Origin of the sequence: Akkermansia massiliensis (assembly GCF_018847375.1) — a bacterium.
Classification (GTDB): domain Bacteria; phylum Verrucomicrobiota; class Verrucomicrobiia; order Verrucomicrobiales; family Akkermansiaceae; genus Akkermansia; species Akkermansia massiliensis.
This window is the reverse complement of record NZ_CP072036.1, coordinates 2,977,635-3,003,891: the sequence shown is the minus strand read 5'-3', so window position 1 is coordinate 3,003,891 and position 26,257 is coordinate 2,977,635. Positions and strand designations below refer to the sequence as shown.

The 26,257-nt window shown below is 61.1% G+C and carries 20 protein-coding genes and 1 riboswitch; of the genes, 12 read left to right on the top strand and 8 right to left on the bottom strand.

Translation table 11 applies throughout. The features are described from left to right. Positions 1 to 11 precede the first annotated feature (11 nt). The 4 genes from J5W70_RS12560 to J5W70_RS12545 are packed head-to-tail and all read right to left on the bottom strand — an operon-like array spanning position 12 to position 3,593. Positions 12 to 674: a precorrin-8X methylmutase gene (locus J5W70_RS12560; protein ID WP_022397410.1), complete on the bottom strand. Its 663-nt coding sequence runs from the start codon at positions 672 to 674 to the stop codon at positions 12 to 14. Positions 675 to 680: 6 nt separating this feature from the next. After that, the gene (locus J5W70_RS12555) at positions 681 to 1,922 is read right to left on the bottom strand and encodes a hypothetical protein (RefSeq protein WP_022397409.1); all 1,242 of its coding nucleotides are present in this window, start codon (positions 1,920 to 1,922) and stop codon (positions 681 to 683) included. Further along, on the bottom strand, positions 1,919 to 2,626 hold the full coding sequence (locus J5W70_RS12550) for a precorrin-2 C(20)-methyltransferase (RefSeq protein WP_022397408.1): 708 nt from the start codon (positions 2,624 to 2,626) through the stop codon (positions 1,919 to 1,921). Before J5W70_RS12550 ends, J5W70_RS12555 begins: the two co-directional genes overlap by 4 nt. Position 2,627: 1 nt before the next feature. Next, positions 2,628 to 3,593: a sirohydrochlorin cobaltochelatase gene (locus J5W70_RS12545; RefSeq protein ID WP_022397407.1), complete on the bottom strand. Its 966-nt coding sequence runs from the start codon at positions 3,591 to 3,593 to the stop codon at positions 2,628 to 2,630. A gap of 9 nt (positions 3,594 to 3,602) precedes the next feature. Beyond that, positions 3,603 to 3,819: riboswitch (cobalamin riboswitch) on the bottom strand. Between the two features lie 193 nt (positions 3,820 to 4,012). On the opposite strand from J5W70_RS12545, the gene J5W70_RS12540 reads away from it, so the two are divergent. Continuing rightward, on the top strand, positions 4,013 to 4,372 hold the full coding sequence (locus J5W70_RS12540; protein ID WP_180973624.1) for a TfoX/Sxy family protein: 360 nt from the start codon (positions 4,013 to 4,015) through the stop codon (positions 4,370 to 4,372). A 42-nt stretch (positions 4,373 to 4,414) separates the two neighbouring features. Here J5W70_RS12540 and J5W70_RS12535 read toward each other — a convergent pair whose 3' ends face one another. Together J5W70_RS12535 and J5W70_RS12530 are read right to left on the bottom strand one after the other, a co-directional pair. Next, on the bottom strand, positions 4,415 to 5,428 hold the full coding sequence (locus tag J5W70_RS12535; protein WP_022397405.1) for a TlpA disulfide reductase family protein: 1,014 nt from the start codon (positions 5,426 to 5,428) through the stop codon (positions 4,415 to 4,417). A gap of 96 nt (positions 5,429 to 5,524) precedes the next feature. Beyond that, complete coding sequence (locus J5W70_RS12530) at positions 5,525 to 6,025, bottom strand: GNAT family N-acetyltransferase (RefSeq protein WP_022397404.1); 501 nt, start codon at positions 6,023 to 6,025, stop codon at positions 5,525 to 5,527. A gap of 191 nt (positions 6,026 to 6,216) precedes the next feature. Between J5W70_RS12530 and J5W70_RS12525 the strand changes: the two genes are divergently transcribed. The 11 genes from J5W70_RS12525 to J5W70_RS12475 all read left to right on the top strand — a co-directional run bounded on the left by J5W70_RS12525 (position 6,217) and on the right by J5W70_RS12475 (position 21,728). Further along, the gene (locus J5W70_RS12525; protein ID WP_022397403.1) at positions 6,217 to 7,080 is read left to right on the top strand and encodes a hypothetical protein; all 864 of its coding nucleotides are present in this window, start codon (positions 6,217 to 6,219) and stop codon (positions 7,078 to 7,080) included. 94 nt (positions 7,081 to 7,174) lie between these two features. Next, positions 7,175 to 7,699: a hypothetical protein gene (locus J5W70_RS12520; RefSeq protein ID WP_022397402.1), complete on the top strand. Its 525-nt coding sequence runs from the start codon at positions 7,175 to 7,177 to the stop codon at positions 7,697 to 7,699. A 174-nt stretch (positions 7,700 to 7,873) separates the two neighbouring features. Continuing rightward, a complete protein-coding gene (locus J5W70_RS12515) occupies positions 7,874 to 8,017 on the top strand; it encodes a hypothetical protein (protein WP_022397401.1) in 144 nt (47 codons plus the stop codon). A 283-nt stretch (positions 8,018 to 8,300) separates the two neighbouring features. Further along, positions 8,301 to 8,753, top strand: coding sequence for a four helix bundle suffix domain-containing protein (locus J5W70_RS12510; RefSeq protein ID WP_215832852.1), 453 nt, complete (start codon positions 8,301 to 8,303; stop codon positions 8,751 to 8,753). 139 nt (positions 8,754 to 8,892) lie between these two features. Further along, positions 8,893 to 10,650 (top strand): arginine--tRNA ligase, encoded by a 1,758-nt coding sequence (argS, locus tag J5W70_RS12505; protein WP_022397399.1) that lies wholly within the window; start codon positions 8,893 to 8,895, stop codon positions 10,648 to 10,650. A 13-nt stretch (positions 10,651 to 10,663) separates the two neighbouring features. Then, entirely contained in the window at positions 10,664 to 12,277 is a 1,614-nt protein-coding gene (locus J5W70_RS12500) for a tetratricopeptide repeat protein (protein WP_022397398.1), read from the top strand. Between the two features lie 75 nt (positions 12,278 to 12,352). Further along, positions 12,353 to 12,937 carry a DapH/DapD/GlmU-related protein gene (locus tag J5W70_RS12495; RefSeq protein ID WP_022397397.1) on the top strand — a complete coding sequence of 195 codons (585 nt, stop codon included), beginning with the start codon at positions 12,353 to 12,355 and terminating at the stop codon, positions 12,935 to 12,937. A gap of 148 nt (positions 12,938 to 13,085) precedes the next feature. After that, complete coding sequence (locus J5W70_RS12490) at positions 13,086 to 15,188, top strand: M3 family metallopeptidase (protein ID WP_022397396.1); 2,103 nt, start codon at positions 13,086 to 13,088, stop codon at positions 15,186 to 15,188. Positions 15,189 to 15,210: 22 nt separating this feature from the next. Continuing rightward, on the top strand, positions 15,211 to 16,533 hold the full coding sequence (locus tag J5W70_RS12485; RefSeq protein WP_022397395.1) for a Gfo/Idh/MocA family protein: 1,323 nt from the start codon (positions 15,211 to 15,213) through the stop codon (positions 16,531 to 16,533). A 545-nt stretch (positions 16,534 to 17,078) separates the two neighbouring features. Next, complete coding sequence (locus J5W70_RS12480) at positions 17,079 to 17,888, top strand: PEP-CTERM sorting domain-containing protein (RefSeq protein WP_022397394.1); 810 nt, start codon at positions 17,079 to 17,081, stop codon at positions 17,886 to 17,888. Between the two features lie 132 nt (positions 17,889 to 18,020). Next, positions 18,021 to 21,728: a LamG-like jellyroll fold domain-containing protein gene (locus J5W70_RS12475; RefSeq protein WP_022397393.1), complete on the top strand. Its 3,708-nt coding sequence runs from the start codon at positions 18,021 to 18,023 to the stop codon at positions 21,726 to 21,728. A gap of 299 nt (positions 21,729 to 22,027) precedes the next feature. On the opposite strand, the gene J5W70_RS12470 is transcribed toward J5W70_RS12475, so the two are convergent. Both J5W70_RS12470 and J5W70_RS12465 read right to left on the bottom strand, forming a co-directional pair. Further along, positions 22,028 to 24,820 carry a tetratricopeptide repeat protein gene (locus J5W70_RS12470; RefSeq protein WP_102728084.1) on the bottom strand — a complete coding sequence of 931 codons (2,793 nt, stop codon included), beginning with the start codon at positions 24,818 to 24,820 and terminating at the stop codon, positions 22,028 to 22,030. Between the two features lie 301 nt (positions 24,821 to 25,121). Further along, on the bottom strand, positions 25,122 to 26,249 hold the full coding sequence (locus J5W70_RS12465; RefSeq protein WP_022397390.1) for an AMP-binding protein: 1,128 nt from the start codon (positions 26,247 to 26,249) through the stop codon (positions 25,122 to 25,124). Positions 26,250 to 26,257: the final 8 nt, after the last annotated feature.

Genomic DNA, 26,257 nt, shown 5'->3' with positions numbered 1-26,257 from the left:
ATGCGGAAAAATCAGGCGGCAGGCAGGTTCTCCAGAATGGCGTGCAGGGTAGTGACGGCCAGGGCGCTTCCGCCGCGCCGCCCGTCCAGAACAATCTGGGGCGCGGGGCAGGTCCCCGTCAGCAATTTGGATTCCACCACGTTGACGAAGCCCACAGGCATGCCGACGATCAGGGCGGGCCTGATGCCCTCTTCCAGCACATACCGGGAGATGCGGGCCAGGGAAAGGGGGGCGTTCCCGATGAGGACGATGGCCCCGTCCAGGATGGGGCGCGCCTTTTCCGCGGCGCAGATGGCGCGCGTCCTCCCGGTGGCTTTGGCCTGCGCGGCGATGTCCGCATCAGCAATGTAGCAATGGATATCCTCCTTGCTGTAACCGGGGTGGGCGCGCCGCAGGCGTTCCACGGAAAGCCCGGCCCGGATCATGTTGGAATCACAGAAAATGGGGCAGTGGTTGCGGAGGGCCGCCAGGGCGGAGGGTATGGGGTCATGGCGGAAAGCCAGCCCCGCGGCAATGGAAAGGTCCGCCGTGGTGTGGATAAGCCTGCGCATGACCTTCCATTCGGCCGGCGGCAGTTCTTCCCAGCCCTGGAACTCCCGTTCAATGGTGGCGAAGCTTTCCACCTCAATGGCGGCGGGGGACATGTCCCAGCGTATTTCAGGTGCGGCGGTCATGAGGCGTCAGTGAGTATAATGAATGAAAAGGCCCGTCAGGGCAATCAGAAGAATGGCCCCGATCATGCGGGAAAGCTGCATGACGAGCACGATGGTCAGGGCGTCCCGCGCGGGGAAAATGCCCATGGCGGAGGGAAGGTTGCGCCGCAGGGCGCGGATGGGGTTGCCGATGGCGCTGGCTACCAGCATGGCCAGCAGAATCTGGGAGGAGGTGACCATGCCGTGGCTGCGTAGGTTGGCGGCCACCCCCGCGGCCTGGACCAGGCCGCCCATCTGCGCGGCCACAATGCTCATGAGCTCCGCGGGGAAAATGCGGTTGACCCAGTCCGGCACGTGCTCCTCCCACCAGGAAAACAGGCCGTTTTTCATCAGCCACTCCACGCCAATCATCAGGGGAACCGTCAGGCAGAGCATGCGGAAAACGAGCGCGAGCACCCGCAGGCACGTCTGCCGCAGGGATTTGCGCCACTCCGGGGAGGGGCGCCCGGCGGCGGGAGCCTCCCCGGAAGCCGCCGCCTGCGGAACGGCAGCGGGGCTTTTCCTGCGGTGGAGGAACAGCACGCCCGCAATGAACAGGAAGCCGAAGCCCATCTGCCAGCCGAAGTAGCAGATGGCGGGCAGCCCCACCGCGCCAATGACGGGGTACGCCACCCGCAGAGAATGGGAGACAAAGGACAGGTAGCTGTTCATCATGCCTCCCGCAATCAGGTTGGAATGGGTGATTTTGCCTTCCGCGTGGCTGCTCACCAGCATGCCGTTGGCCGCGGCGTTGGAATAAAGGGCCGTTGGGATGGACAGGCTGATGATTTCCGGCAGGTGGGCCCAGCGCGCCAGTCCGCCGAACAGCTTGCCCAGGGCAAAATGAAAGCGGAAGATTTCTGCAATTCCGCCGATGAAGGCCGCCAGGGCCACCAGGCCGATCAGGCTGCCTATCTGGGGCAGGCGCGCCAGGATTTTCTCCGCGCCTGTTTCCGGAGCCTGCGCGCTCCGGGAATGATGGCGTTTTCTGGGCGCCGGGGCCGGGCTGGCAGCGGGGGCTTCTTCCTTTCCTTTTGCTTCCCCGCGCGTCTCCGCGGGAGTCTCCCCCGCGGGCTTCATGGACATGCGGGGCCTTCCGGATGCGGAGGCGTCCATGCCCGCGGGCATCTTCACCACCATGACTCCGGAGGCCGCCAGGGCCAGCACCAGCCAGAGCCAGCGGAAAGGCTGGCGCCAGGGATAGGTGCGGGAGTGCCTGGTGCCGTTCATGCCTTCTTGACGAACATCAGGGAAAGGTATTCTTCCGGCCTGGCGGCGATGACGTCAATATCGTCCGTAATAAACTCGTCGGGCATGCCCAGTCTTTCCCCGTAAATAACGCGGATATCCTTCTCCCGCCGGATGCGCTCCATCAGGCGCGCGCGGCTGCGGTAGGTCTTCATGAGAACGGTGGTGGTTCCGAGCGGGAACTCCAGGGAATCCGCCATCTCCGGCCTGAAGGCGGGAACAACCCGCAGCCTTTCCCCGTTTTCCACCAGGATCTGGCGGCTGTGGGCCGCCAGGGTGCAGTAGGAGGTGATCCCCGGCACCACTTCCGTGTGCAGGTCCGGATTCCGGCTGAGCAGGAGGCTCAGGATATAGCCCAGGGTGCTGTAAGTCATGGCGTCTCCCAGCGTGGCAAAGGCGCAGTCCTGGCCGCGGGAAAGGGCCTCCTCAATAACGGCCGTATTCCTCTCAATCTGTTCCTGCCGGGTTCTGGCGTCGCGGGACATGCTGAAAACCAGCTTGTGGAACTCCGCCTTCACGCCGCCCACGGACCGCACCACTGCTTCGGAAATGCTGAAATCACTGTTGGGGCCCGTCACGGTAAACACCACGTCCACGGACCGGAACACGTTGACGGCCCTGAGCGTGAGGTATTCCGGATTGCCGGGGCCTATGCCCACTCCGTAAAATTTTCCGGGGGAGGACATGTCAATGCGCTTGTTTGGGAGTCATGAGGTCGTCCGCCGTGGTCCGGGCATGGCGGGAGAAAACGGCGCGGATGCCCGGGTTTTCCCCCAGGCCCTTCAGGTGTGTTTTAACGGTGAACCCCTCCTTCCTGAGCATGGAGGCCCAGGAATCCTCCTCGTCCCCGCCCAGGTCATTCTTGGCGTGGTCTCCGGCCACCAGCATGAAAGGGGCCAGCCAGACGGTTTTTGCGCCGGATTTCTTGAGCTGTTCCAGAATGGGGGCCACGCCGCGCGTGCCTTCCACGGTGGCGAAAAACGCCAGGTTGTCGCGGTTGTTCAGCTCTCGGGCAAAATCGGAAAGCACCATGTCGCAGCGGCCTTCCTGCTGGCCGTGGCCCATGAGCAGGATGGCTTCATCCTTCTTCCGTTCCGCGGGGAAATGCTGTAAAAAGGCCGTAACCGCCTCGTCCCTGTCCCGTTCGCTTTCCAGCAGGGGACGGCCGATGAACACGTGGTCGAAGCTGTCCGGATGGCGTGCCAGGAAGCTGACGATCTGCCTCTCCATCCGGGAGAATTCCTCTCCGGGGGCGATGTGGAGGGACTGGACGCGCAGCGTGCGGATGCCTTCGCGGGCCATGCGGTCCAGATTCTCCTCCACGGAGGGAACCGGGGTTCCGCGTCCGGCAAGCTTCCTGCGGATGATGCTTGAGGTGTAGCTCCACTTCAGGCGGTCCGGGGCATAATGGGCCAGAAGGTCCTTTTCCAGCTCCTTGTAGGAGACGGTGGCGTCCTGGTGGCTGGTCCCGAAGGCGACGAGAAGAAGCCCTTCCTGCTGTGACGGAGCCGCCTGTTCCGCCGGGGCGGGGGAGGCCTCCGCCCCGCATGGGGCGGCGGAAAGCACGGGCAGGGAAAACAGGGTGAGCCCGGCAAGAAAAACGGAGGAAAAGGGCAGGAACGCCCCCGGCAGGTAAGAGGATGTTTCAATCATGCGTTGATAAGGTATGGTGAACCAAAGCAAGGATATTCGGACTCCGGGTCTCCAACCTCCCCCTCGCCTTCACCCTCCGGAATGGGAGGACTGGCTGATAGAACGCCTGGTGAAAAACGTTCCCTGAGGGTTTGTAACCCGATACCGCAGCGCGACTGTTTCCGGTTCTCACGGAATTCCCCGTTGCTTCGGCGTGTTTAATGGCGTTTTTAGCCGTCAGTGTCAATGTTTATTAGAACCGCCGCCGGATTTCCGGCGAGCGGTGGAAAAGGTGCGTGAACGGGTAAAAGCCGCCTCTCCGCCCGCCCCGGAAAAAGGCGCAGGGTTCCGGCTCCGGGAGACGCGGATTTCCAGCCCGGCAGTCCGCAGGCAGGCGTTTGCTGCTTGCCGTGGGCGGGACCGGTGTGAGAGCATGGGGTATGGCCTCTTCTCCGGATGTAGTAGAATATATATGTTTCCAGCTCCGGCATGCCGGGGATATTTCCTTCAAAAAAATGTTCGGGGAATACGGCCTGTACTGTGACCGGAAGTTTTTCGGCCTGGTATGTGACAACCAATTATTTGTCAAAATCACGGAGCCGGGCCTGAAGCTGCTCCCGCAGCAGGAGCAGGGCAGCCCCTATCCCGGCGCCAGGCCGCATTTCCTGATGACGGAGCTGGATGATGACCGGGCTCTTTCCTCCTTTGTCCGTGAAACGTGTTCCGTCCTCTCCGCTCCGGATGTCTTATCCGGGAAGAAGAAAAAAGCTTCCGGAGAAAAAAGAAACAGGCGTCCGTAAACGCCTGTTAGTGCCGGATGAAATGCCGTTCGGCTGAAAGGCTTATTTATCTTCCGGAGACTCCTGCACGGCCAGGGAAGACAGGCTTCTTTTCAGGTTGTCCGCCACGGTCTGCGTGGCTTCATTGTCAGACTCCGCGAATTTGTCCACGGCCTGCGCCAGGGACTTAAGGTCGGATTCCGAAACCTTGCGGCCTTTCGCCTTCCGCTGTTCCAGGGCGGAAATCTTCTTGTTGAGGTCGGCCAGTTTCGGCAGGTCCTTGTTGGCTTTCAGAGCCGCCAGCGGTTCGTCAAACTCCTTGACGGAGGGCACCGCCGTCTTCAGGCGCGTGATGGCCGTCACCGCTTCCAGCGGGTTGGACTGGATCTGGGCCTGCACCATGTCCTTGGCGTCTCCCAGCCATTCGTCAAAAGCGCCGCACACGGCCTGCGCCTCCTCGTCGTCCGTTTTCTTCCGCAGGGGAGTGATCTTGGACTCGATGTTGCTGCCGTTGGAAACGACCGTCTTGGCCAGGGACTTGTACTTGTCCAGCTCCACGCCTTCCAGGATGGGAAGGCCGCGTTCCGCCTTCATCACCTCCTTCTTCACCAGGTCGTAAAGCTGGGTGGGGTGCCCCTTGGCCACTACTTTGCCGTTGGCGCCGATCAGTACGGCATGCGGCAGGCCGCCCGGGCAGGAGGCCGCCGGAATATCCAGCCCCTGGTAAACGGGGAAGGTAATCTTCTTTTCCTCCAGGAACTGCTTGATCCTGGGGCTCGGCCCCTGGCGGTGGCTGCCTACCACGGTAAAGCCCTTGGACTGGAACTTATCCTGCAATTCCTGCAAATGCGGCATGCTGGCGATGCAGGGCGGGCAGTTGATGCCCCAGTACTCAAAAAACACCACCTTCCCCTTCAGGTCGGAAGCCTTGATTTTTGGTCCGTGGAGGTGGCTGCTGTCGTCAAAGGAAGGGTAGGTGACTTTGGCTCCGGCGCCATTATCCGCCGCATGGATGAAAGCCGGGGCCGTCATGGCGGCGATGCTCCCGGACAGAAGAAGGGCAGTAAAGGTTTTCATAGGATGGATGATGCAGAATCCCTCATTGAGTGTCAAGAAGGAAGCCCGCTCCCCGCGCCGGGCTCCCCGGCTGCCCGTTCCTGTGGGGAAAGCGTCTCAGGCAATATCCAGCCCCATGATGTAATCCGTCATGTAATAGCCGTGGCCTATGTGGAAATCCCCGCGTTCCAGTTCCCGCATGCCCATGCGCTGGTAAAACTCCACCGCGCGGGTGTTGTAGCGGTTGACGTTCAGGCGCATCAGGCACGGTTCCGGATGAATGCTCCTGATGTAGCTGACGGCCTGGCGGAACAGGTAGCTGCCGATGTGCAGGCCCTGGAAACCGGGCAGAACATAAATCTTCTGCAAGTGGAAAACGCCGGGGCCCTCCGGCTGGACGGACAGGTAGCCGCAGTGCTCCCCGTCATGGGAGGCGATGAAATACACGTGCCCCTCCTCCATCTGCTGCTTCAGGTTGGCGGGGGAATACATCCAGTCCATCATGAACTCCATCTGCTCCGGGGAAAGGAGGTCCCGGTAGGTGGCGGGGAAAGCCTGCCCGGCCAGTTCATGAATAAGCATGATGTCGTCTTTGGTGGCTTGGCGGAGTGTAGGCATGGCGGAAATACTACACGGAAAAAGGCCGGATGAAAAGGGCCTCTTCCCGGTTTCCGGTGGAATTTGCGGGCATGGCCTACTTTCCCCTCCCTATTCCGGCGGGGGCGTTTTATGCTGGATGGCACAGGCTTTTTTAACGGAAACCGGGGTAAAACCTGTCTGTATGGTGTACCCCGCATGCGCGCCAGACCATGAAAGAACCCATTCCCATACAACAATGGCTCCCTGCCGGGCCGCTCAGGGACATGGGGGAAAAATACGTAAGCCAGCTTCCGGATGTGGCGCAGAACCCCATCAGTCCGGAATCCTTCATTCATCACTCCGACCATTCCTGGACGGAATACCTGGTGGCCTACTGCCTGCTGTACCCGTGGGTGGTGATCGCCCTGGGGCTGCTGGGCGGCCTGGCCCTGGGAGCCTACTACCTTTTTTGCCGCCGCCGGGAATACGACCACCGCATTTTCTGCTCCAAATGCGGCACCATGATGTACCCGTGCGGCCTGCACTGCCCCAAGTGCGGCACGCCCAATCCCAAACCCCGCGCCCTGAACTGGATCGGTTATTCCAGGCTGCGCACCGTCATTCCGTCCACCGGATGGAAAAGGCATGAGGAAGTGCTTCGCAGCTACCGGCGGTGTTTTTACTGCGGGCAGCCGCTCCATGAACCTACGCTGGAACAGAACTGCCCTGCCTGCGGAAAAGCGGTGCTCCAGGGGGAGCAATCCGTGGACCGTTATGATGATTACATTGCCCGGCGCAGGGGGTGGACCTTTGCGGCCGTGGTGGTGCTGGGCATCATCCCCATTCTCGGCCCTCTGCTGGCCTCCTCCCTGTACAAGAGAACGCTCGTCAACCCGTACTCCCTGTACATGACCGTATTCAGGGAAAGCTTCCTGATGGTGGTGCTCTACCTGTGCCGCCACCTCTTCCGCCTTCTGCCCTTCATCGGAACCATCGGCATGCCCATCCTCTGCGTGACGGAATACCACCTCTACCGCCGCATGTTCCTCTGGAAAACGGAGAAATATGACTTTGGCGGAAAAGGGAAGGCCTGAAGAGCGCTTACCCCCGGTCCGGATATTTCCGGCGCGTGCGGGGAATGGTGGGCTGCGGGATTGACTTGAAGCCCCGGCAACGTACCTTTTCGCCATGCAGATGCGTTACGTCCTGTTTGCCTCCATGGCCGCCCTTTGTCTGGCGCTGGCCGCCTGTTCCGTCACATACGGCAACAAATCCGTGGCGTCCCCGGAAGTATACGGCAGGCTGGCGCCGGGAAAATCCTCCAAGGCGGACGTTTACGACGCGCTGGGCCAGCCCTCCGACGTGGTGACCATGAAAAACGGCGTCTTGTGGACCTACCGCTACCGCAAGGCTAAAAACGACTTCCTGGGCAATATTCCCCTCTTTGGCGTCGGCCTGATTGCCGGAGGGAAAAACGGGGACGTTTATACGGTGCTGGCCCTGTTTGATCGGCGTGGCGTGCTGGCCTCCCGCACGGCGGCGCGGCAGAAGCTGTACACCTCCAATCTGGCCTCCCTGAAACGCTCCCTGGACGTCATGATGGAGGGCGAATCGTCACACCGGCGGGTGGAAACGGAGATGAAAAAAATAGGCAGGCCCTTTGATCCGTCTGCGGCCAAGGATGCGGACCTGCTGGAAAAGTCTCTTGATTAACGGCCTGCGGGCTTTCTCTTCCTTATTGTATCAAGTATGACAAGGAATCGTTTTTTTTCTAATGGACTAAACTTACTGCATACAGTAAGTAGGCGGCGTTCCCCGAAGGGATACGGCAGGGATTCTTCCTGAATTCCTCCGCTCCCGGTGGAGCAAACCCTATAGAAAAATAGAATGAAAATGAAAAGAAAACTGGCATTGGTTCTGGCGAAGGCTTTCTCCGGAAAGTCCGTGCCGGAAAAGAAACGGGAAAAAGAGGTAAAGGCCTCCAGGAAACTGGAAGCATGGCTGAAGGCTTCCAGAATGCGGTCCTTCTAGAAAAGGCCTGCTGACGGAAAAGGCGGATTCGGGCGCTGGCCGCCCGGTTCGCGGGGAGGGACGGGGAGAAAAAATTGAGTCTCCCTTTTTTTCATCGTACCATAAAACGATGAAGTGCGTGAATGGGACGATGGGGACGGCTGGGTCCTTTGGGACGGAGAGGGAAGGGAGGACAGATGGATGACGGGCGTTTACTGCCTAAGGGAGGCGGCTACAGACGGCTTCTTTCATTCCGCAAGGCCCAAATCATTTACGATTTGACGGTAGCTTTCTGCGACGCTACTTGAGTCGTGATGCGCGTACTACTGACCAGATGGTGCAGGCGGCGCGTTCCGGCAAGCAGAATATTGCGGAGGGGAGCATGGCTTCCGTTACTTCCCGTGAAACGGAAATCAAGCTGACCAATGTAGCCCGGGCCAGCTTGGAAGAGCTTCTGCTGGACTATGAAGATTATTTGCGTACGCGCGGGTTGAGGCTATGGGATAAGGATTCTCCCGAATCTCTGTTTATGCGGAAGGCCTCCCTGCGGCATGACCATTCGGAATGGTTTTTAAATCTGGCTCATTCCAGAAACGATGAAGTGTTCGCGAATATGGCGGTTTGTCTGATTCATCAGGCCGCTTTTCTCTTGAAAAAACAAATGAATGTACTGGAAGAACGGTTTTTGCAGAAGGGAGGCTTAAGGGAGAGAATGACCCGGCTGCGGAAGCAGAGGAGAAAGTCGGGAAGCTCGTAAAAGCAATTGTCTCACCGGTCTCATTCGTCCCAATGGTCCTCCCGGGCAATTTCCGGGCTGGGTTGCGGGTCAAAAGATATGTCTTCATGACAGTTGCGCCTTGACTACGGCGTTGGAATGTCCGTTCATCTGGGCAGACATGACCATACCCGGAATTCTTGAAGAAAAGTTGTCCGCCGCATTGAAAGCGGTGTTGGGGGAGGAGCTTCCCGCTGATTTTTGCGCCAGTGTGACGCCGTCCGCGGATTTGCGGTTCGGGGACTATCAGAGCAACGCCGCCATGGTGCTTGCCAAGCGGTGCCGCACGAATCCCCGCGCTCTGGCCCAGCAGGTGGTGGACCGGATGGGGCAGGACGGCGTCTGCTCCCTGGAAATCGCCGGGCCCGGCTTCATCAACTTCCGCATCAAGCCGGAATTTTACGCCGCGCGCCTGCTGGCCATGCTGGCGGACGACCGTCTGGGGGTGGAGAAGGTGCAGGACCCCAAAACCATCGTCATTGACTTCTCCGCGCCCAACGTCGCCAAGCCCATGCATGTGGGCCATATCCGCTCCACCATCATCGGTGACGCCCTCTCCCGCGTGGCCCGCTTTGTGGGGCACAACGTGATTACGGACAACCACATCGGGGACTGGGGCACCCAGTTCGGCATGATCCTGTGGGGCTGGAAGAACATTCTGGACGAGCAGGCCCTGGCCGCCAACCCCATTGACGAACTGCTGCGGGTGTACAAGGACGTGAACCTGATGTGCAAGGAAAAGCCGGAACTGCTGGACACCTGCAAGGCGGAGCTGGTGAAGCTCCAGGCCGGGGACGGGGAAAACCTGGCGATCTGGAAGCGCTGCGTGGAAGTCTCCAAATCCGGCCTTTCCAAAATCTACGGCCAGCTTGACATCCACTTTGACTACTGGCTGGGGGAAAGCTTTTACAATGACGCCCTGGCCCCGCTGGTGGACGGCATGATCGCCGCCGGAATGGCCCGTGAGAGCGACGGCGCCATCTGCGTGTTTTCCGACGGCTCCGTGCCGCCCAATGAAGACCCCTTCCTGGTGCAGGACAAGGGGGAATGGCGCGCCAACCCCTGCATCATCCGCAAGGCGGACGGCGGCTTCCTGTACGCCACCACGGACCTCGCGACGCTGGACCACCGCATCAGGACGTGGGGGGCGGATTCCATCTGGTACGTGGTGGGCGCCCCCCAGGCCCTGCATTTCCGGCAGATTTTCTCCACGCAGCGCCGCCGCGGCATGGACGGGGACTACCGCCACATCGCCTTCGGCTCCATCCTGGGGGACGACCGCAAGCCTTTTAAAACCCGCTCCGGGGATACCGTCTCCCTCCAGGACGTGCTGGATGAAGCCATTGAACGCGCCGCCCGCGTGGTGGAGGAAAAGAGCCCGGACATGCCGGAGGAGGAAAAAAAGCGCGTGGCGGAAGTCGTGGGCATAGGAGCCGTAAAATTTGCGGAGCTCTCCCAGAACCGAATGACGGATTACGTCTTCAACTGGGACAAAATGCTGGCCCTCCAGGGGGACACGGCCCCGTACCTCCAGAACTCCTATGTGCGCGTCCGTTCCATCTTCCGCAAGCTGGACGGCAGCCCGCTGGACTGGTCCGCCCCCATTCAGCTTTCAGAAGATGCGGAAATGCATCTGGCGCGGCTCCTGGCCCGGTACGGGGAAGTGGTGCCGCAGGTTCTGGACGACTGCCGCCCGAACGTGCTGGCCGCCTACCTCTTTGACCTGGCCCGGGCCTTCCACTCCTTCTATGAGGCGTGCCCGGTCCTGAAATCGGAAGGGGCTGTGCGGCACTCCCGCCTGGCCCTGTGCGAGCTGACGGCCCGCACCCTCAAGCACGGGCTGGGCCTGCTGGGCATCCAGCTTCCGGACAGAATGTAACCGTTTCTTCCTTATGAACGCCTCTTTCCGCCATGTCCTGCTGGCCGCCGCCATGGCGGGATTCTGTTCCGCTGCTGGGGGCGGGGAACACGGGTACTGGATGAGCAGCCCGTCCCTGAACGGCTGGCGGGAGGCCGTCTTCCGCGCCGGCGTTCCGGCACAGCCTGCCGTGCTGCCGCCCGGCGTGGAGCCGATGATGGTGGGCTCCTCCTCTCCTGCCGCGCAAATGCTGGTGCTGGAAGGAATGACGCATCTGCTCACCTTCGGGGACATGCGTGCTTTCCGGAAATTTGACGCCGCGCTCCGGCTGGACCCGGACTGCCTCATGGCCCACTGGGGCAGGTGCATGAGCCTGATGGGCGCCGGACCCGCTTTTCAGGACCAGCGCGTCCATTCCATGAAGCGCATGAAGGAGCTGGCGCTGCGTCCGGACTGTCCGGAACAGGAACGCGCTTATGCGGACGCCCTGGCCGTGCTGCTGATGAACGGCCCCGTAAAGGCGCAGGAAGCGTGGAAAACCATCTGCTCCACCTGGAAGCGCGACCCTTACGCACCCCTCTTTTACGCCATGCTCCTGCGGGACGGCTTTGACGGGCACGGCAACCCCGGAGAGGGGCAGAAAGAGGCCGTCCGCGTGGTGGACGCCGTCCTGAAAGAACGCCCCGGCTCCCAGGCCGCCCTGTTCATGCGCGCTCTGCTGGAGGAAGTGGCTCCCGTCATTTCCCCGGAAACGGTGGAAACCGCCCGCAAGGCCGTGGCCGCCAACCCCTTCTCCGCGTCCGCCCATCATCTGCTGGGCCATTGCCTGTTCCGCACGGGGGACTATGAAGGGGCATGCGCCGCCTTCAAGGACTCTGAAAACCTGTGCCTGGCCTGGGAAAAGGCGGAAAACGTTCCCCCCGCGCTGGATGACGCCTGGTTCCGCTCCATCCTTTACCGGGCCGTTTCCGAATTCTGCGCCGGACATTACAGGCAGGCGAATGCCGTCGCCGCCCGCGCCGCTTCCGTTCCCCTGGACAAAAAGCATCCGCTGGCCCCCGGCACCCTCCTGCAAATATGGGAGGCCAGGACACTGCCCGCGCGCCTGATGCTGGCCCGGCCTGACCTGCCCGCGCAGGCTCTTGTGCTCAAGGCTTCTCCGGGACCGCTGCCCAAGGGATTTCCGGACTTGAGCAACGGCATGGCGGCAGTGGTCACCCAATACATGGGCGCCTGTTACTCTGCCAGGCAGGGCAGGCCGGGCGCCGTGGCGTCCGCCTTTGACAAACTGTCCGGCGTTCTGCGCCTGCTCATGGACGGCGCGGACGCCGCCCGGCGGCAGATGAGCGTCTCCTACTGGGCTCGCTGCCTCCAGATGGGAAGCCTGTATTCCTCTGAAATCCGCTCCCTCATGTTCCCGGACTCCGCCAGCGTCTGGATGTCCGAGGCCATCGGGAGCCAGCGCTTCTCCTCCCTGCTGCTGCCCCCCGTGGTGCCGTACCCCGCGGAATGGAAGCTGGCCCGCGCCTATCTGAAGGCCGGGAAATACCGGGAATGCGCGGACATGTGCGAACAGGCGCTCAAACGCTTCCCGAACCATGCCGGAGTGCTGGACACGCTGAAACAAGCCCGCGCCGCCGGAAAATAATCCATCCTGCCATCCTGCCGTTTCTCATGGAACGGACTGGAGACTCCGTCCCCGGCAGACGGGAAAGGGACTGGGATGAATAAAAACTTTGGAAAGGCGAACAACATGGATATTTACGAAAGACTGAAAAACGGAGAACCGATCAACACCCGGGAATCCAGGGAATTCAAGGAAATACTGTGGCCGGAAACGGTGAGAAGCCGCACGCTTTGCCAGAAAATCAATTCGCTCCCACCGTTTGACGGGGAAGTGCGGGCGCTCGTGAATGAACTCTTTGAGGGCAGGTTCCCGGAATCCTCCAACATCTCTCCCCCCTTCCAGATTGACCGCGGACACTGCGTCTCGGTGGGCGAGCGCGTATTCATCAATGAAGGCCTGGACGTGATGGCCGCGGGAAGCGTCACGATAGAAGATGACGTGCTGATCGGGCCGCAGGTCTCCATACTGACGTCCAATCATGATGCCGGCAACTTGTTCATCTTGAAAAATAAGCCTGTAGTGATAAAAAAAGGGGCGTGGATCTGTTCCAGGGCGGTTCTCTGTCCCGGCGTCACGGTGGGTGAAGGGGCTGTCGTAGGCGCCGGCTCCGTCGTAACGAAGGATGTCGGTCCGCATACCCTGGTAGGCGGGAACCCCGCAGCATTCATTAAAAATATTTAACAGGCAAACGCCGCTCCTCCGGATTCTCCTAAAACATGGTAAACTTCATCTTTTCATGGCCGCCGCAGGGAAGGCCGGAGCTCCCATGAACTCCTGTATTCCCGGAATAAGGCCATCTTCATTTTCAATAACAAATACATCAAGCAACATGAACCATCCCTATCTGGACCCCTCCTTCCTCGTTTCCTGGTCACGGCTCACGCCGGACGCCATCAAGCCGGACGTTACGGAAGCCATCGCCCGCGCCAGGGCGAACATCCAGGCCATCTGCGACCAGCCGCTGGACTCCCTGACCTATGAAAGCACCTTCGGCGCTCTGGAAAAAGCCTCTGAGGAACTGCACCTCGGCTGGGGCCGCATCATGCATCTGGACTCCGTCAATGACGAACCCGCCCAGCGGGAAGCCATCGGGGAAATGCTGCCGGAAGTGGTCGCCTTCTCCTCCTCCGTTCCGCTGAACCCGTGCCTGTGGACGGTCCTGAAAGCAGCCGCGGCCTGTGACTGGGTGAAAAACCTCTCCCCCGTCAGGCAGCGCTTCATTCAGGAAACGCTGGCGGACTTCCGTGAAAGCGGGGCGGACCTGCCGGACGAGGTAAAGCCGGAATATGCGGAAATAGAAGCCCGGCTCTCCCTGAAGACCAAGAAATTCGCGGAAAACGTGCTGGACTCCACCAACGCCTGGGAACTCATCGTGGAAAATGAAGCGGAACTCTCCGGCCTGCCGGACTCCGCGAAGGAAGCCGCCCGGCTGGACGCCCTGGCCAACGGCCACGGCACGGAAGAAGCCCCCCGCTGGCGTTTCACGCAGAAATTCACCTCCCTCCAGCCCGTCATGCAATTTGCGGACTCGGACGGACTGCGCCGTAAAATGTGGGAAGGCTCCTGCTCCATAGGGAAGGACGGGGAATATGACAACGAGGCCCTCATTGCGGAAATCCTGGAACTGCGGGATAAAAAGGCCCATCTGCTGGGGTATGGCTGCTTTGCGGACTACGCCACCTCCCGCCGCATGGCCGGGAGCGGAGCCAACGCCTTGAATTTTATTAATGACCTCCATGACAAGGTGAAGCCCTCCTTCCTGAAAGACATGGAAGCCGTACGGCGGTACAAGGAGGAAAAAACCGGAAAACCCGTGGAAAAGCTCTCCCCGTGGGAAACCGCCTACTGGTCTGAAAAACGCCGCCGCGAGCTCTACTCCTTTGACGAGGAAGATTTGCGCCCGTACTACTCTGTGGAAAAGGTGATGGACGGCCTCTTCTCCATCTACTCCGGCCTGTACGGCATCACGGTAACGCCGCGCCCCACGGTGGCGTTCAAGCCCGGTGAATCCGGGGAAGTGCCGGAAGGCGCGGTGGAAGTATGGCACCCGGACGTCCTGTTCTATGAACTGCATGATGCGGAAAGCGGGGAACATCTCGGTTCCTTTTATGCGGACTGGCATCCGCGGGACTCCAAGCGCGCCGGAGCGTGGATGAACTACCTCAGCGTGGGGGAACCCCCGCGCGGCGGCAAGCCCCGCGTGCCCCATCTGGGCCTCATGGTCGGCAACATGACCAAGCCCGTTGGGGACAAGCCCGCGCTGCTGTCCCACCGGGAGGTGGAAACCATCTTCCATGAATTCGGCCACCTGCTGCACCAGCTCCTCTCTGATGTGGAGGTGAAATCCCTGGCTGGCACCAACGTGGCCTGGGACTTTGTGGAACTGCCCTCCCAGATCAATGAAAACTGGTGCTGGGAGCGGGAATCCGTGGACCTCTTCGCCGCGCACTATGAAACGGGTGCAACAATCCCGGACGAACTGTTCTCCAAAATGCGCGCCGCCCGCAACTACATGAGCGGCACGGACTTCATGCGCCAGCTCTGCTTCGGCAAGCTGGACCTGGAGCTTCACGTGAACTGGCCGCAGTACAAGGGCGCTCCGCTGGAGGAAACGGATGAACGCATCCTGGCGGACTACCGGGTGCCCATGACCCACCGCGGTCCCTCCGTGGCGCGCCGCCTGACCCACATCTTCGCGGACCCCACGGGTTATGCCTCCGGCTACTACTCCTACAAATGGGCGGAAGTGCTGGAAGCGGACGCCTTCAGCCGCTTCCTGAAGGAAGGGGTGCTGAACCCGCAGACCGGGCGCGACTTCCGCCGCTGCATCCTCAGCAAGGGCAACAGCAAGCCTGCCGCGGAACTCTACCGCGACTTCATGGGCCGTGATCCGGACGCGGAAGCTCTGCTTGTCAAATCCGGCGTCCTTTAAATCAATCTCTAATATAACCCTCATGCCTGAACAAAAAAGACTCTCTCTCGCCGGCATCGGGTGCGGCTCCCGCACGCGCACCTACATGAAGCTGGCCATGGAACAAAAAGACCGCTACCGCATCGCCGCCGCGGCGGACCCCGTGAAGCAGCGCACGGAAGCCGTGCGTGACTTTGCCCCGGAGGAAGAGCGGGACTCCATCCGCCTGTTCAAGGACGCCACCTCCCTGCTGGAGGAACCGCGCCTGGCGGACGTAGCCATCATCGGCACGCAGGACGACTACCACTACGCCCCGTGCAAAAAGGCCATGGAGCTGGGCTACCACGTCCTGCTGGAAAAACCCATCGCCAAGACGCTGAGAGAAACGCTGGAACTGCGTGACTTGGCGCGCCAGCTGAAACGCCGCGTGGCCGTGTGCCACGTGCTGCGCTACACCCAGTTCTACCGCACCCTGAAAAAAATCATCGCCAGCGGGGAAATAGGGGACGTCATCACCTTCAACGCCAATGAAGGCGTGGGGGCGTGGCACTTCGCCCACTCCTTCGTGCGCGGCCACTGGGGCAACAGCAAAACCTCCACCCCCATGATCGTGGCCAAATGCTGCCATGACATGGACATCCTCTACTGGCTCATGGGGCGGCGCAAGTGCCTCTCCGTAGCCAGCTTCGGGGAGCTCACCTTCTTCACGAAAAAAACGCTCTCCTCCCCCCGGCCGGAACGCTGCACGGACTGGACCACCCCGGTGGGGGAAGACCCCTGGGACGCCCGCAAATACGCCACGGACGACGAATGCAAGCGCTGGCTGGGCATGGTTTACGACCGCGCGCAGGAAGCCACCGCGGAGGAAATCTGCGAATGGCTTGAAACCTCCCCGTGGGGCAGGGACTACCTCCAGTGCGACAATGACCAGCCGGACCACCAGGTTTCCATCATGCGCTTTGAAGGCGGCCTGACCGGCACCTTCACGATGACGGCCTTTGAACAGGGCCGCCATATTGAAGTATACGGCACCAAAGGCAAAATCCGCGCCGGAGCCTTCTACAAGGAAAACGGCCCCGGTGAAATCACCGTCACGCCCCACTTTGGCGGAAAAACCCGCGTGGTGGAGCTGGAGGAACTGGCTGGCGGCTACCAGGGCCACGGCGGCGGTGACTGGGGGCTGGTGGAAGCCCTTTACGATGACATGCTGACGGTTCCCTCTCCGGCGGACATGACCACCTCCATTGAAGAATCCGCCCACTCCCATGTCATGGCCTTTGCCACGGAACACGCCCGGCTGACCGGCCAGGTGGTGGACGTGGCCGAATTCGAGCGCCGGGTCATGAGAGGTGAACTGGACTACTGATCCGGTAGTTCAACACTTCAATTTCCAGAAAACGGACGGGAAACCGTCCGTTTTTTATTGCTGGTTCCGGATGTGGAACCGTAGATGGCTGCAACCATCTTCCTCCATGAAAAACGGAATAATTAATGGAATTCGTGGAAATGTAGAAAAAGAATATTTGGTCAAGTCTGGAAATCATAAATATTCCGGTTTTAAATGATAAAAAATAACTTATTGGTCAGGACAGGGTTATAAAACGGACGGATTTGGAATCCGGAGTCAAGCCTACAAAATTGAAAGAAAAACGTTTTAAGGAAATTTGGCTTGGCAATATCCTGGAAATTGCCGTAGGGATTTCCTGATATAACAGGCTTTCTTTTTGTTCCGGCGATCATTACTGACCGTCTCTGCATGTTGGCGGCGGTAGCCGTCAGGGCCGGCGGTATAAGGCTGTGAAAAGGGGGATGGGGAAATGTTGCAGAGCATCAGGAAGAACAATTTTTCACGGCTGTAACATCCATACCGGATTCCAAATCCGGCATATATCTTGTGAATTGGCTAAAACCATGAAGAAATCATTCATTCTGCTATTATTGGCAGGCGCCGTCTCCGCGGCTTCTGCGGCTTCCCTGAAAATTAATCTGGGTTCTTCCTCTGCGGGGGATCCGGATTGGATCAGTGTGGCTACCCAGGCTTCCTCCATCACGGGAGGAAAAGCCGCCTCCTACGCCTCCATTGCTTCCTTGAGCAAAAACGGGGGAAACGTTTCCCCGTCCGTGGTTCTCGGCAATCTGGGCGGTCAGGACGTCACGCTCACCATGGCGTACAAAAGCACCGCCGCCATGAATGCGGGTTACCTGGACGCGACAGGCACGTCCCCCTCCATCAACTCCCTCTTCCCGGACAGCATGGCGCAATCTTCCATTTCCGGCAAGTGCAACGGGGTGAAGGGACAGACCGTCGGCCTGCAATTCACGTTGAGCGGCCTGGCGGCCAATACCACCTATTATCTGTACGTTCTGGGCAACAACGGTTTCTCAACCAATAAAACCAGCATGGCCCTCTCGGGCGGTGTCAGCAATGTCACCGGCAGCCTGATGGACGGCTATGAAGGAGCGGGAACGGTGACCGGTTCAACTTTCCAGGGGACGACGGATTCTTCCGGCGTGGGGATGGAATGGGCATTCACCACAAACAATTCGGGCCAGGTGACGCTCACTTATGAACGCTCCGCCGGAGCGGCCGCGGATGTGGTAAATGCAGATGTCAGCTTGAACGGATTCATGCTGGCAACCGAGCCCATTCCCGAACCGGCCACGGCATCCCTGGGGTTGCTCGGACTGGCGGCGCTGCTGTTGCGGCGGCGCAAAAACTAAGGAGCATTCAGCATTATCTTTGACGAGATGTCCGGAAAGAAGGGATGGACCGCCCATGTTGTTCATCCCTCCTTTCCGGCATTTTTTATTTGCAGAAGTCTATCTGTTAGATTATTTAATAACCTTATATCTATGAAAAAGAAATCTCTCTTCGGCGTCCTTGTGGCGGTGGCTCTCTCCGTTCTGGGGAATCCGGGGCAGGGTGCGGGAACGGTGGAATCCTTTGGCGTGGACTTCGGCAATGCGGCTTCTGCGGCACAGCCGGGCTGGACGAATATGGGGGTGGTGACCACCACGCCATCCTCCACGCTGAAAAGCGTGCCCCTGCGGAGGAATAACCTGGAAGCCTCTTCCTCCCCCGTGCTGGCTGGAACGCTGTTTGGCCGCTCCGTTTATCTGGCGGTAACGGCCAAATCGGAAGCGAGCGTGGGAAACATGTGCTATAACAACGCCAATTCAACGTGGCGGGAAAAGGGGGAAACCCGCGGAGGGCAGCCGGGCGGCGTGCTGCAGGCGGAAAGCGCCTTCTCCTTTCCGAATCATGGGGAAGCCCTGAATACGAGTTTGCAATTGTTTACCAACGGCATGGCGGTCCGGGCCGGCACGGTGCGCGTTTCCCTCTCCGGACTGGCGCCCGGCAAGGAATATGCCGTTTCTTTTTTCCTGGGCAGCGGCAAGCCCGCGTACCAGTCCGTTTCCCTGGTATCCGGCGCTCATGTGGACGTAAAGGCGCTTCAGACCTCCACCGGTTCCCGCACGGAAGACACGTGGAAAGGGGGCGTCAACACGGCGGACGCGGATACCTATATGGCGGTGGAATGGACCGCGGCAGCGGATGAGGCCGGGACGCTCGTTTTTGACGTGGTGAAGGAAGGCAGCTCCGCCGGAACCGGAACCCTGAATCTGAATGCGCTGACTGTCCGCACGGATGATACCCCGGCCCCTCCCGCTCCGGAGCCGAAGCCCGTCAGCGTGCTCCACAACAGGGCGCTGACCGTTCTTTCCTCCCCGGTGGCGCTTCCCGTGCCTGCGGATGCCTGGACCGGAACGGGGGAAATGACTTGCGAACTTTGGGTCAGGCCGGATGGGGACGCCGTCTCCGGCGCTATTCTTTCCCTGGGGGCTTCCACGCTCTCCCTGAACGGAGGCCGTCTGCATCTGGAATCCGGGAATGCGGAAACTCCCGCCTCCGTGGAGGCTTCCGGCCAGCCCTTCGCCGCCGGAACCTGGCACCATGTGGCCGTGGCCCTGGGAACGGAAAACGTCAGCCTGTATGTGGACGGAACATTGGCGGGAACCGCTCCTGCCGCGCCTTACCTGGCCTCCATGAAAAACGGCTGGACAGGCCTGGTGCTGGCTGCGCAGTTCAAGGGAGCCCGGGACGAACTGCGGTTCTGGAATGCGGAGCTGGGGACCGGAGCGGACGACTTTTTCCTGACGGGGCCGCTGCCCATGGCCCACCCCAGGTATGGCCGCCTGGTGGGGCTGTGGCGGCTGGACGGAGACTTCCGGGACGCCAAGTGGACGGAATTCGCGGACAAAACGGGCAGCTCCTTCACCCGCCCGTACCAGGCGGTGACGCCGTCCGGCACGGAATTCTCCATCGTCATGGACAACAACACCTTCCGCTACATGCTGGTGACCGGGTACGTCCGCGAAAGCCATATCATGTGGAACTGGCCGTCCCGTCCCCACATGATCAATAACTCGGATATCATTTACATCGGCGCCGCTTCCGCCGCCGCCAATGGGGACATCAGCTTTTCCTACCCGGACAACGACGTGACGGAAAGCCGGGGCGTGCAGCTTCTCCCCGCTGACGGCGCGCGGACGAACGTTCTGGAATTCACCGGAGAAGACGCTTATATGAACGTGGGCAACGGACTGCTGGCGGGCAGCAATGCCAACGCGTTCACGATTGAAGTGAACCTGGCTCTATCCGCCGGGGAGCAGAACGTCACTCTGTTTGAAAACGACAGCGTGTCCATGACGCTGGCGTGGGCGGATGGCCATTACAAAGCGCGCCTGCAGGCGGGCTCCACGGCTGCCTGGGAGGCGGACCTGCCCGCCGTAGCCCTTCATGAATACTTCTGGCTGGCCTTCATCCGCAATTCCACGGCGGGAACGGGCGTCTTTTACCTGAACGGCGCCCCCCTGCAAACGGCGGCGGTTGCCGCCGGGGAGATGAACGGCACGCCGAATGCCGTCGTGGGCCGGAACCTGAAGGGGAAAATAGACGACATGCGCGTGTGGCATCTGGCCCGGCCCGTCAACCGTTTGGGCACGGAAGTACAGCCCAACTGGAATGACCGTCTCATCGTGGCTCACTGGGGGAACAGCGACGTCTTTGGCCGTGATACCGCCTCCTGGGCGGAACATGTCCGCACGCTGCGCGGCATGACGGAAGGGGTGGGAGGCATGCGCATCCGCCTGGGTATTGCCGGAGGCGCGTGGAGCGCCATGCTGCCGGATGCCGCCGCCCGCCAGAGGTTTGCGGACGGCATCAGGGACCTGTTGAAAAAATATCCGCTGGACGGCGTGGACCTGGACTTTGAATGGCTGTACCAGGGGGACGGAAAATGGACCAGTTACGGCCAGTTGGCCCAGGCCATCCGGGAGACCAATCCGGACATGTTCTTTTCCATCTCCCTGCATACCGTCGCCTACTGGTTCCCCGCCGCGTACATGCAGTATGTGGACTACTTCACCTTCCAGAACTACGGGCCGGCCATTGACGTGAATACCTATAACAGCATGGTTTCCGCCTGCGGAAAATTCAGGAATCAAGGCTTTCCGGATAAAAAGATCATCCTGAGCGCCCCATTCCAGGGAACGCCCGGAACCGCCGGGCTGCCTGACGGCAAAAAGCCGGGAGACTACATCAAGGGCTACAGGGACATTGCCGCCAATTGCCCGGAAGCGGACAACCCGGACAATGACACGGCCGTCTATTCCTATTCCGGCCTCAACCTGACGCTCCACTACAACGGCGTCACCACTGTCAAAAAGAAAGCCAAATACATCAGCGACCAGAAGCTGGCCGGCTTCATGTACTGGGACATGGGGCTGGACGCGGCGGATGCCGCCGGGAGCAACAACTACTTTGACCGCCGCTCCCTGCTGCGGGCCGCCAACCGCTACGTCTCCTCCACGTCCTTTCCTATGACGGCTTCACCGTTCGGCTTGTCCCGGGTGGGGGCGTCCGTTCCCGCCGCAGGAGGGGCGGTGGATGTGGAAATTCAAATGGAAGAGGAAGCCCTGGGCTGGGTGGTGGCGGACTCCCCGGAATGGATTTCCGTTTCCGCCGCTTCCGGCATCGGCCGGACCACGGTCATCCTGACGGCGTTGGAAAACAAATCCGCCGCCGGACGGTCCGGAACGGTGGTGTTCCGCGCTTCCGACAAGCAGGAATGCGCCGTCACCGTGACGCAGGCCGGGGCAGGCCTGGCGGGCTATGACAAGTGGGTGCAGGACACCTTCCCGCCGGACGCCACGGCGGACCGGACGGCGGCTGATGCCTCCCCCGCCGGGGACGGCGTCACCAACCTGATGAAATACGCCACGGGCCTGGACCCGCTGAAACCCTGCGGAAGCGTGACGAAGGTATCCGTGGAAGAAGGCGTTGAAGGAAGCAGGCATCTGGTGTTGCGGTGGCCGGTAAATCCTCAGGCGGCGGAGGTAAAGCATGAAGTGGAAGTCTCCCCGGACCTGGTCAACTGGACTTCCCTGGGGGAAGTGGAAACCGCCGGAAGAACGTCTGCCGAATTCCGGGATGCGGAGCCCGTGCAGGACAGCGCCATGAAGCGGCGCTTCCTGCGCCTGAAAGTGACACGGGAATAACTTCAGCCGCCCTCCTTGTGGAGGTGCCTTTCCGCCCCTGCCGCCTTGGAAAGCAAAATCCGTCCCGGCACGGCATGGCCGGAACAGGGAGCGCCATATACCCATGCGGGCGGCCCGAACAGCCACGCATGGCAGAATGCACGAACCTTGAATGGGCCTCCTCATCTTAAAAACAGGGAATGTCCCGTTGAAGAATCGCGCTCGCTTTCCTCACCTCATTCCCAGCCGGCCGCAGAGGCCTGCGGCGCTCCCTGCTCCCGCAAACCCATTCCGGGGCATTCACCGGGCAAAGGCGCAGCCTATTTCCCCGCCTTCTTCTTAATCTTTTCCTTCACCCGCTCCACATTGGCGCGGGCGTCTTCATTCCCCAGCTCCGCCGCCTGTTCATACCACTTCCTGGCTTCCGCCAGGTCCTTGGCCACGCCCGTTCCGCGTTCGTACATGGAGCCCAGGTTGTTCATGGACTTGGCGTCGTCCTGTTCCGCTCCCTTAATGTAAAACTGGTAGGCCAGAGCCATATCCTGCGGAGTGCCGAGCCCTTCCTCATGCAGGTAGCCGAGCAGGAAATACATGCCGGGCACGGCATGCGTCTGGTTCTGTTCCAGCTTGGTCAGGATGTCCATCGCCGTTTTCGGGTCCGGCTCCATATCCTCTCCCTTGATGAGCAGGCGCGCCTTTTCCACCAGGGCTTCCGGGTCTTTGGTTGCGGCGGCTTTCAGCACATAATCCTTGTGAAGCTCCTTGTTCGGCTGCACGCCGATCCCCTGCTCGTAATACCGGGCCAGCCTCTTGAGGCCGCGCACGTCCTCCTTCTTCACCAGCGCGGTGGCCGCCGTCATGGCGGAGGCCAGCAGCTGCTGCCGTTCCGCAGGGTCCTGCACGTTCCCGGCCACGGTTTCATAATAATTGGCCAATTCGTCCAGGGCGGTCAGGCTGCCGAGTTCCACGGCCTGTTCCCAGAACTTCACGGCTTCCGGATTGATGGTTTTCGGGGCAGGGGCCTGGCGTTCCCTGCCGGACGGCGTCATCCAGGGGGGGACGGCTCCGGCGTCCGTCAGCGTATCTTCCGCGTTATCCTTCTGCCCCGGCTTGCGGAGCCACGGCGGGGTGTTTCCTTCCTCGCTATTCAAGCTCAGCTTGACCTGCTGGTAGGCGGAATGGGAGGTATTCCGGCTGGCGTTCTGCGCCGCCGTTTCCGCCGTATCCTGGGGATAGGCCGCCTGGTTGGCGAGGAAGAGCAGGGAGGGAATGTGGCCCCGTGCCGCCAGGCCGTGCATCATGGCGCTGTAAGGCTGAAGGTTTTCATTATTGGAGCTCCACATGTCCGCCGCGTCCACATGGCCCTTCAGGGCCCCCCGGAACATCCAGGAATCCCCTTCCGCCATGCGTTTTTCCAAGCCGAATTCGTAAATAAGGGCGCGGCCCAGCACGTACATGCCGCAGGGATCCCCCTGTCCGGCGGAAAGCCGGGCCCAGGCCAGGGCTTCCGGATAGCCGGATTCCTCGCTCCTGTAGCTGAACAGCATCAGGTAGGCCAGGTCCGCCTGGCTGCGGGCGTCCCCTTCCTGAGCTTTTTTGCGGAGGCTGGCGGTCAGCTCCTCCCACTGTTCCGGCGTGACGTATTCGGAAATGCCTCTCAGCGTAATGAAGTCCCCGGATGCGGCTTTCGCCAGGCAGTCGTTCAGCAGCGTTCTGGCGGGTTCCGCGGCCGGCTTGTCCATCAAATCCGGGTTTTCCATCTGGGCCAGGCGCAGCTTGGCCAGGGGATGTCCTTCTTCCGCCGCCTGCTTGTACCACGTGCGCATGTTCTCCTGCGCTTCATGGGCTTTGCCTATGGAATCCATGGTATTGGCCAGTTCCTCCTTCCACAGCTCGCCCAGCTGGACGCTGGAATCCGCGTCTCCAAGCTGGGAGGCCAGCTCCAGCTCCTTGTGCGTTTTGGCATAGGGGGGAAGCTGGTTGAGCTTTTTCTGGGGAAGGGAAAGAGGTTCCTTCAGGAAGGGCATGCCCCGTTCGTCATGAAGGGCCAGCAGGTCCAGGGCGGCCTTGCGCAGCTCCTGCTCCTGTGGTGGCTTCGCTTCGGAAACCAACTGGGCGTACCAGGCGTAGGCATTATTGCTGCCCAGCTTGCGGGCCTGGTCAAACAGGGTCTGGAGCAGGTAGCCGTCCACGGTTCCCCTTTTCTCCTTCATGCAGCCGGAGAGGTCGCCCAGCAGGGTTTCCAAATCTCCCCTGGAGCGCAATTCCGCCAGAAGCTTTCCGGACTGCTCCGCGGCAGTACCCTTCGTCATCTCCGCCAGCAGGCGCATGGCTGCCGCGTGTCCCTTCTCCGCGGCCTGGGAAAGGGGCTGGACGGCCATGTTCCGCCACTCCCTGCCGTCCGGATCGTTGCCGGAGGGCCCCCCGCCCAGGGAAAGGGCCAGTTCCCCCATCCGGGCCAGAAGAACCGGTTTGGCGTTTTTCCGGTGCTTCTCCAGGGACTCAAGCACCTTGCCGGGGTCTTCCTTCAGCCAGTCCACCCTGATAAAGGCAAGCTGGGCAAGCGCGTCCTGGTCGCCGGAGGCGGCTTTCTTTTCCAGAGGGGCGAGGTAGCGCTTCAACTCGGCTTCCGGCAGGTCCGTAACGGTGTACAGCGCCGTGACGGCGTCCAGGTCTCCCTTCTCGGCCAGCTTGCGGCAGGCGTCCAGCCATTCCGCGTGCTCCGGCTGCATGGACTGCGCCTTGAAAATCCCGAAAATCCCGTAGGGGTCCGTCATCATGAGCTTGGGAGCCGGATGACCGGATTTGGCGGCCGCTTCACGGAAGAAATGCTGCATGTGCTCCAGGCAGGCCAGCGGCAGGTCCCCCCGGTTCAGGTAATAAAGCCCCATCCAGTACTCCCCGGCCAGCATGTTGGCCCGGAAGTCTCCCGCGGCAGCCTTGCCGAGCAATTCCCCGTACGTCCAGCCGCCGTCCATGGGCAGCTGGGAAAGGTCCCGGACCGGGACTTGCTCCACCTGCACGGGTGGATTTGCCCCTGCCTGGGACGGAACGTCCTGGGCATGAACCGGAACGGAAAAAATAAAGGGAATAAGCAGAAGACGGGCACGCATGGATCAACTCTTTTCTAACAGGAAAAACCTCTGCCCTACAAGCGTTTTTCACGTGCCTGAATGTTTAATTATTGATGATGTCACGTTCTTTTTTTAAAGAAGACAAATGAAGCTGTGACGGGAGGCTCCGGGCACGTGTGCGGCAGCTCCCAAGGCAAAGGATAATGATAGCCGGGAAAGGCGGAATGGACAAAGTAAACAAGGGATATTAAGCCTCCCCTGTGCCCCTTCCGTCCATCCAGTCCATCCGGTCCATCCAGTCCGGATTATTTAAAAAAGAGCCCCGGGAGGATGCGCCTCACTAAACCTCCCGCAGTTTTTCCGGGCATTCCTCCAGCAGCGCGCGCAGCCGGCGGCGGTCCAGTTTTCCCATCACCGTCAGGGGAATGGGCGTTTCCATGACGGCCCGGATGCGCTGGGGGCCGGGAGCAGCTGCATTCCATTCGCGGCACGCTCGTTCCAGCGGCACAGAGGCGGGACCGCAGGCGACCAGCTCCATTCCGGCCCGCGGGTGCGGAACGGCCTCCACTACCGCCTCCGGAACACGGCGGCGCAGCGCGTCCTGGACGGCGTCCGGGTCCACCAGTTCCCCCAGGACTTTGACGAGCCTGTCCGCCCGGCGCAGGAAGGTCAGCAGACGCCCCTCCAGGCGCACCAGGTCGCGGGTGCTCCACCACTCCTGCGGCTCCACCCGTTCCAGCAGAAAACCTCCAAGAGGCTGCGTCAGCAGGCAGCCGCACAGCTTGCCTTCCCCCTGGAAGCGCAGGAGGCCGTCCTCGTCCGTCTTTGCCTCCCAGTGGGGCAGCAGGGAAAGGCGGTCCGTGTGGTACGGATCGCCGGGGAGAGCCGTGGCGAGCTGGGAGCCGGACTCCGTCATGCCGTAGCTCTGCACCACGGGCCAGCCGAGGGCGCGGGCTTTCCTGCCCGTCTCCATGTCCAGCGCCCCCCCTCCTACGATGATGCATCCGGCGGTGGAAGGCGCGCGGAGGCGCAGATTGACCAGGTCCACCACCTGCGTGGGAACCAGGGAGGACCAGCAGGCCCCGGAGCTTTTCATCAGGTCCGCATAGGCCTGGGGATTCCACCTGCCGTGAAGCGCATGGACGGCGGTCCCGGCCAGGGCCGCGCGCAGGTAAATCATGGCGCCCCCCACGTGCCAGACGGGCAGGGGGCAGCACCAGTCCCCGCATTCCGCGTGCAGGTGTTCCAGGGCTCCGCGCGCGCAGACGTCCAGGGCGCGCCGGGTGAATAAAATGGCTTTGGGCGGCGAACCGGAAGAACCGGACGTGGCAAAGGCCGTGACCCCATCCATGCCCCGGCGGGAAAGGAAGGCGGCGGCCTCTTCCGCCCAATCCCTCAAATGGGGGGGCGCCATCACGCAGGGGCCGTTGTCCCGGTCCCAGGGCAGGGGTGTTCCGGAGGCGGACATGGCGGCGG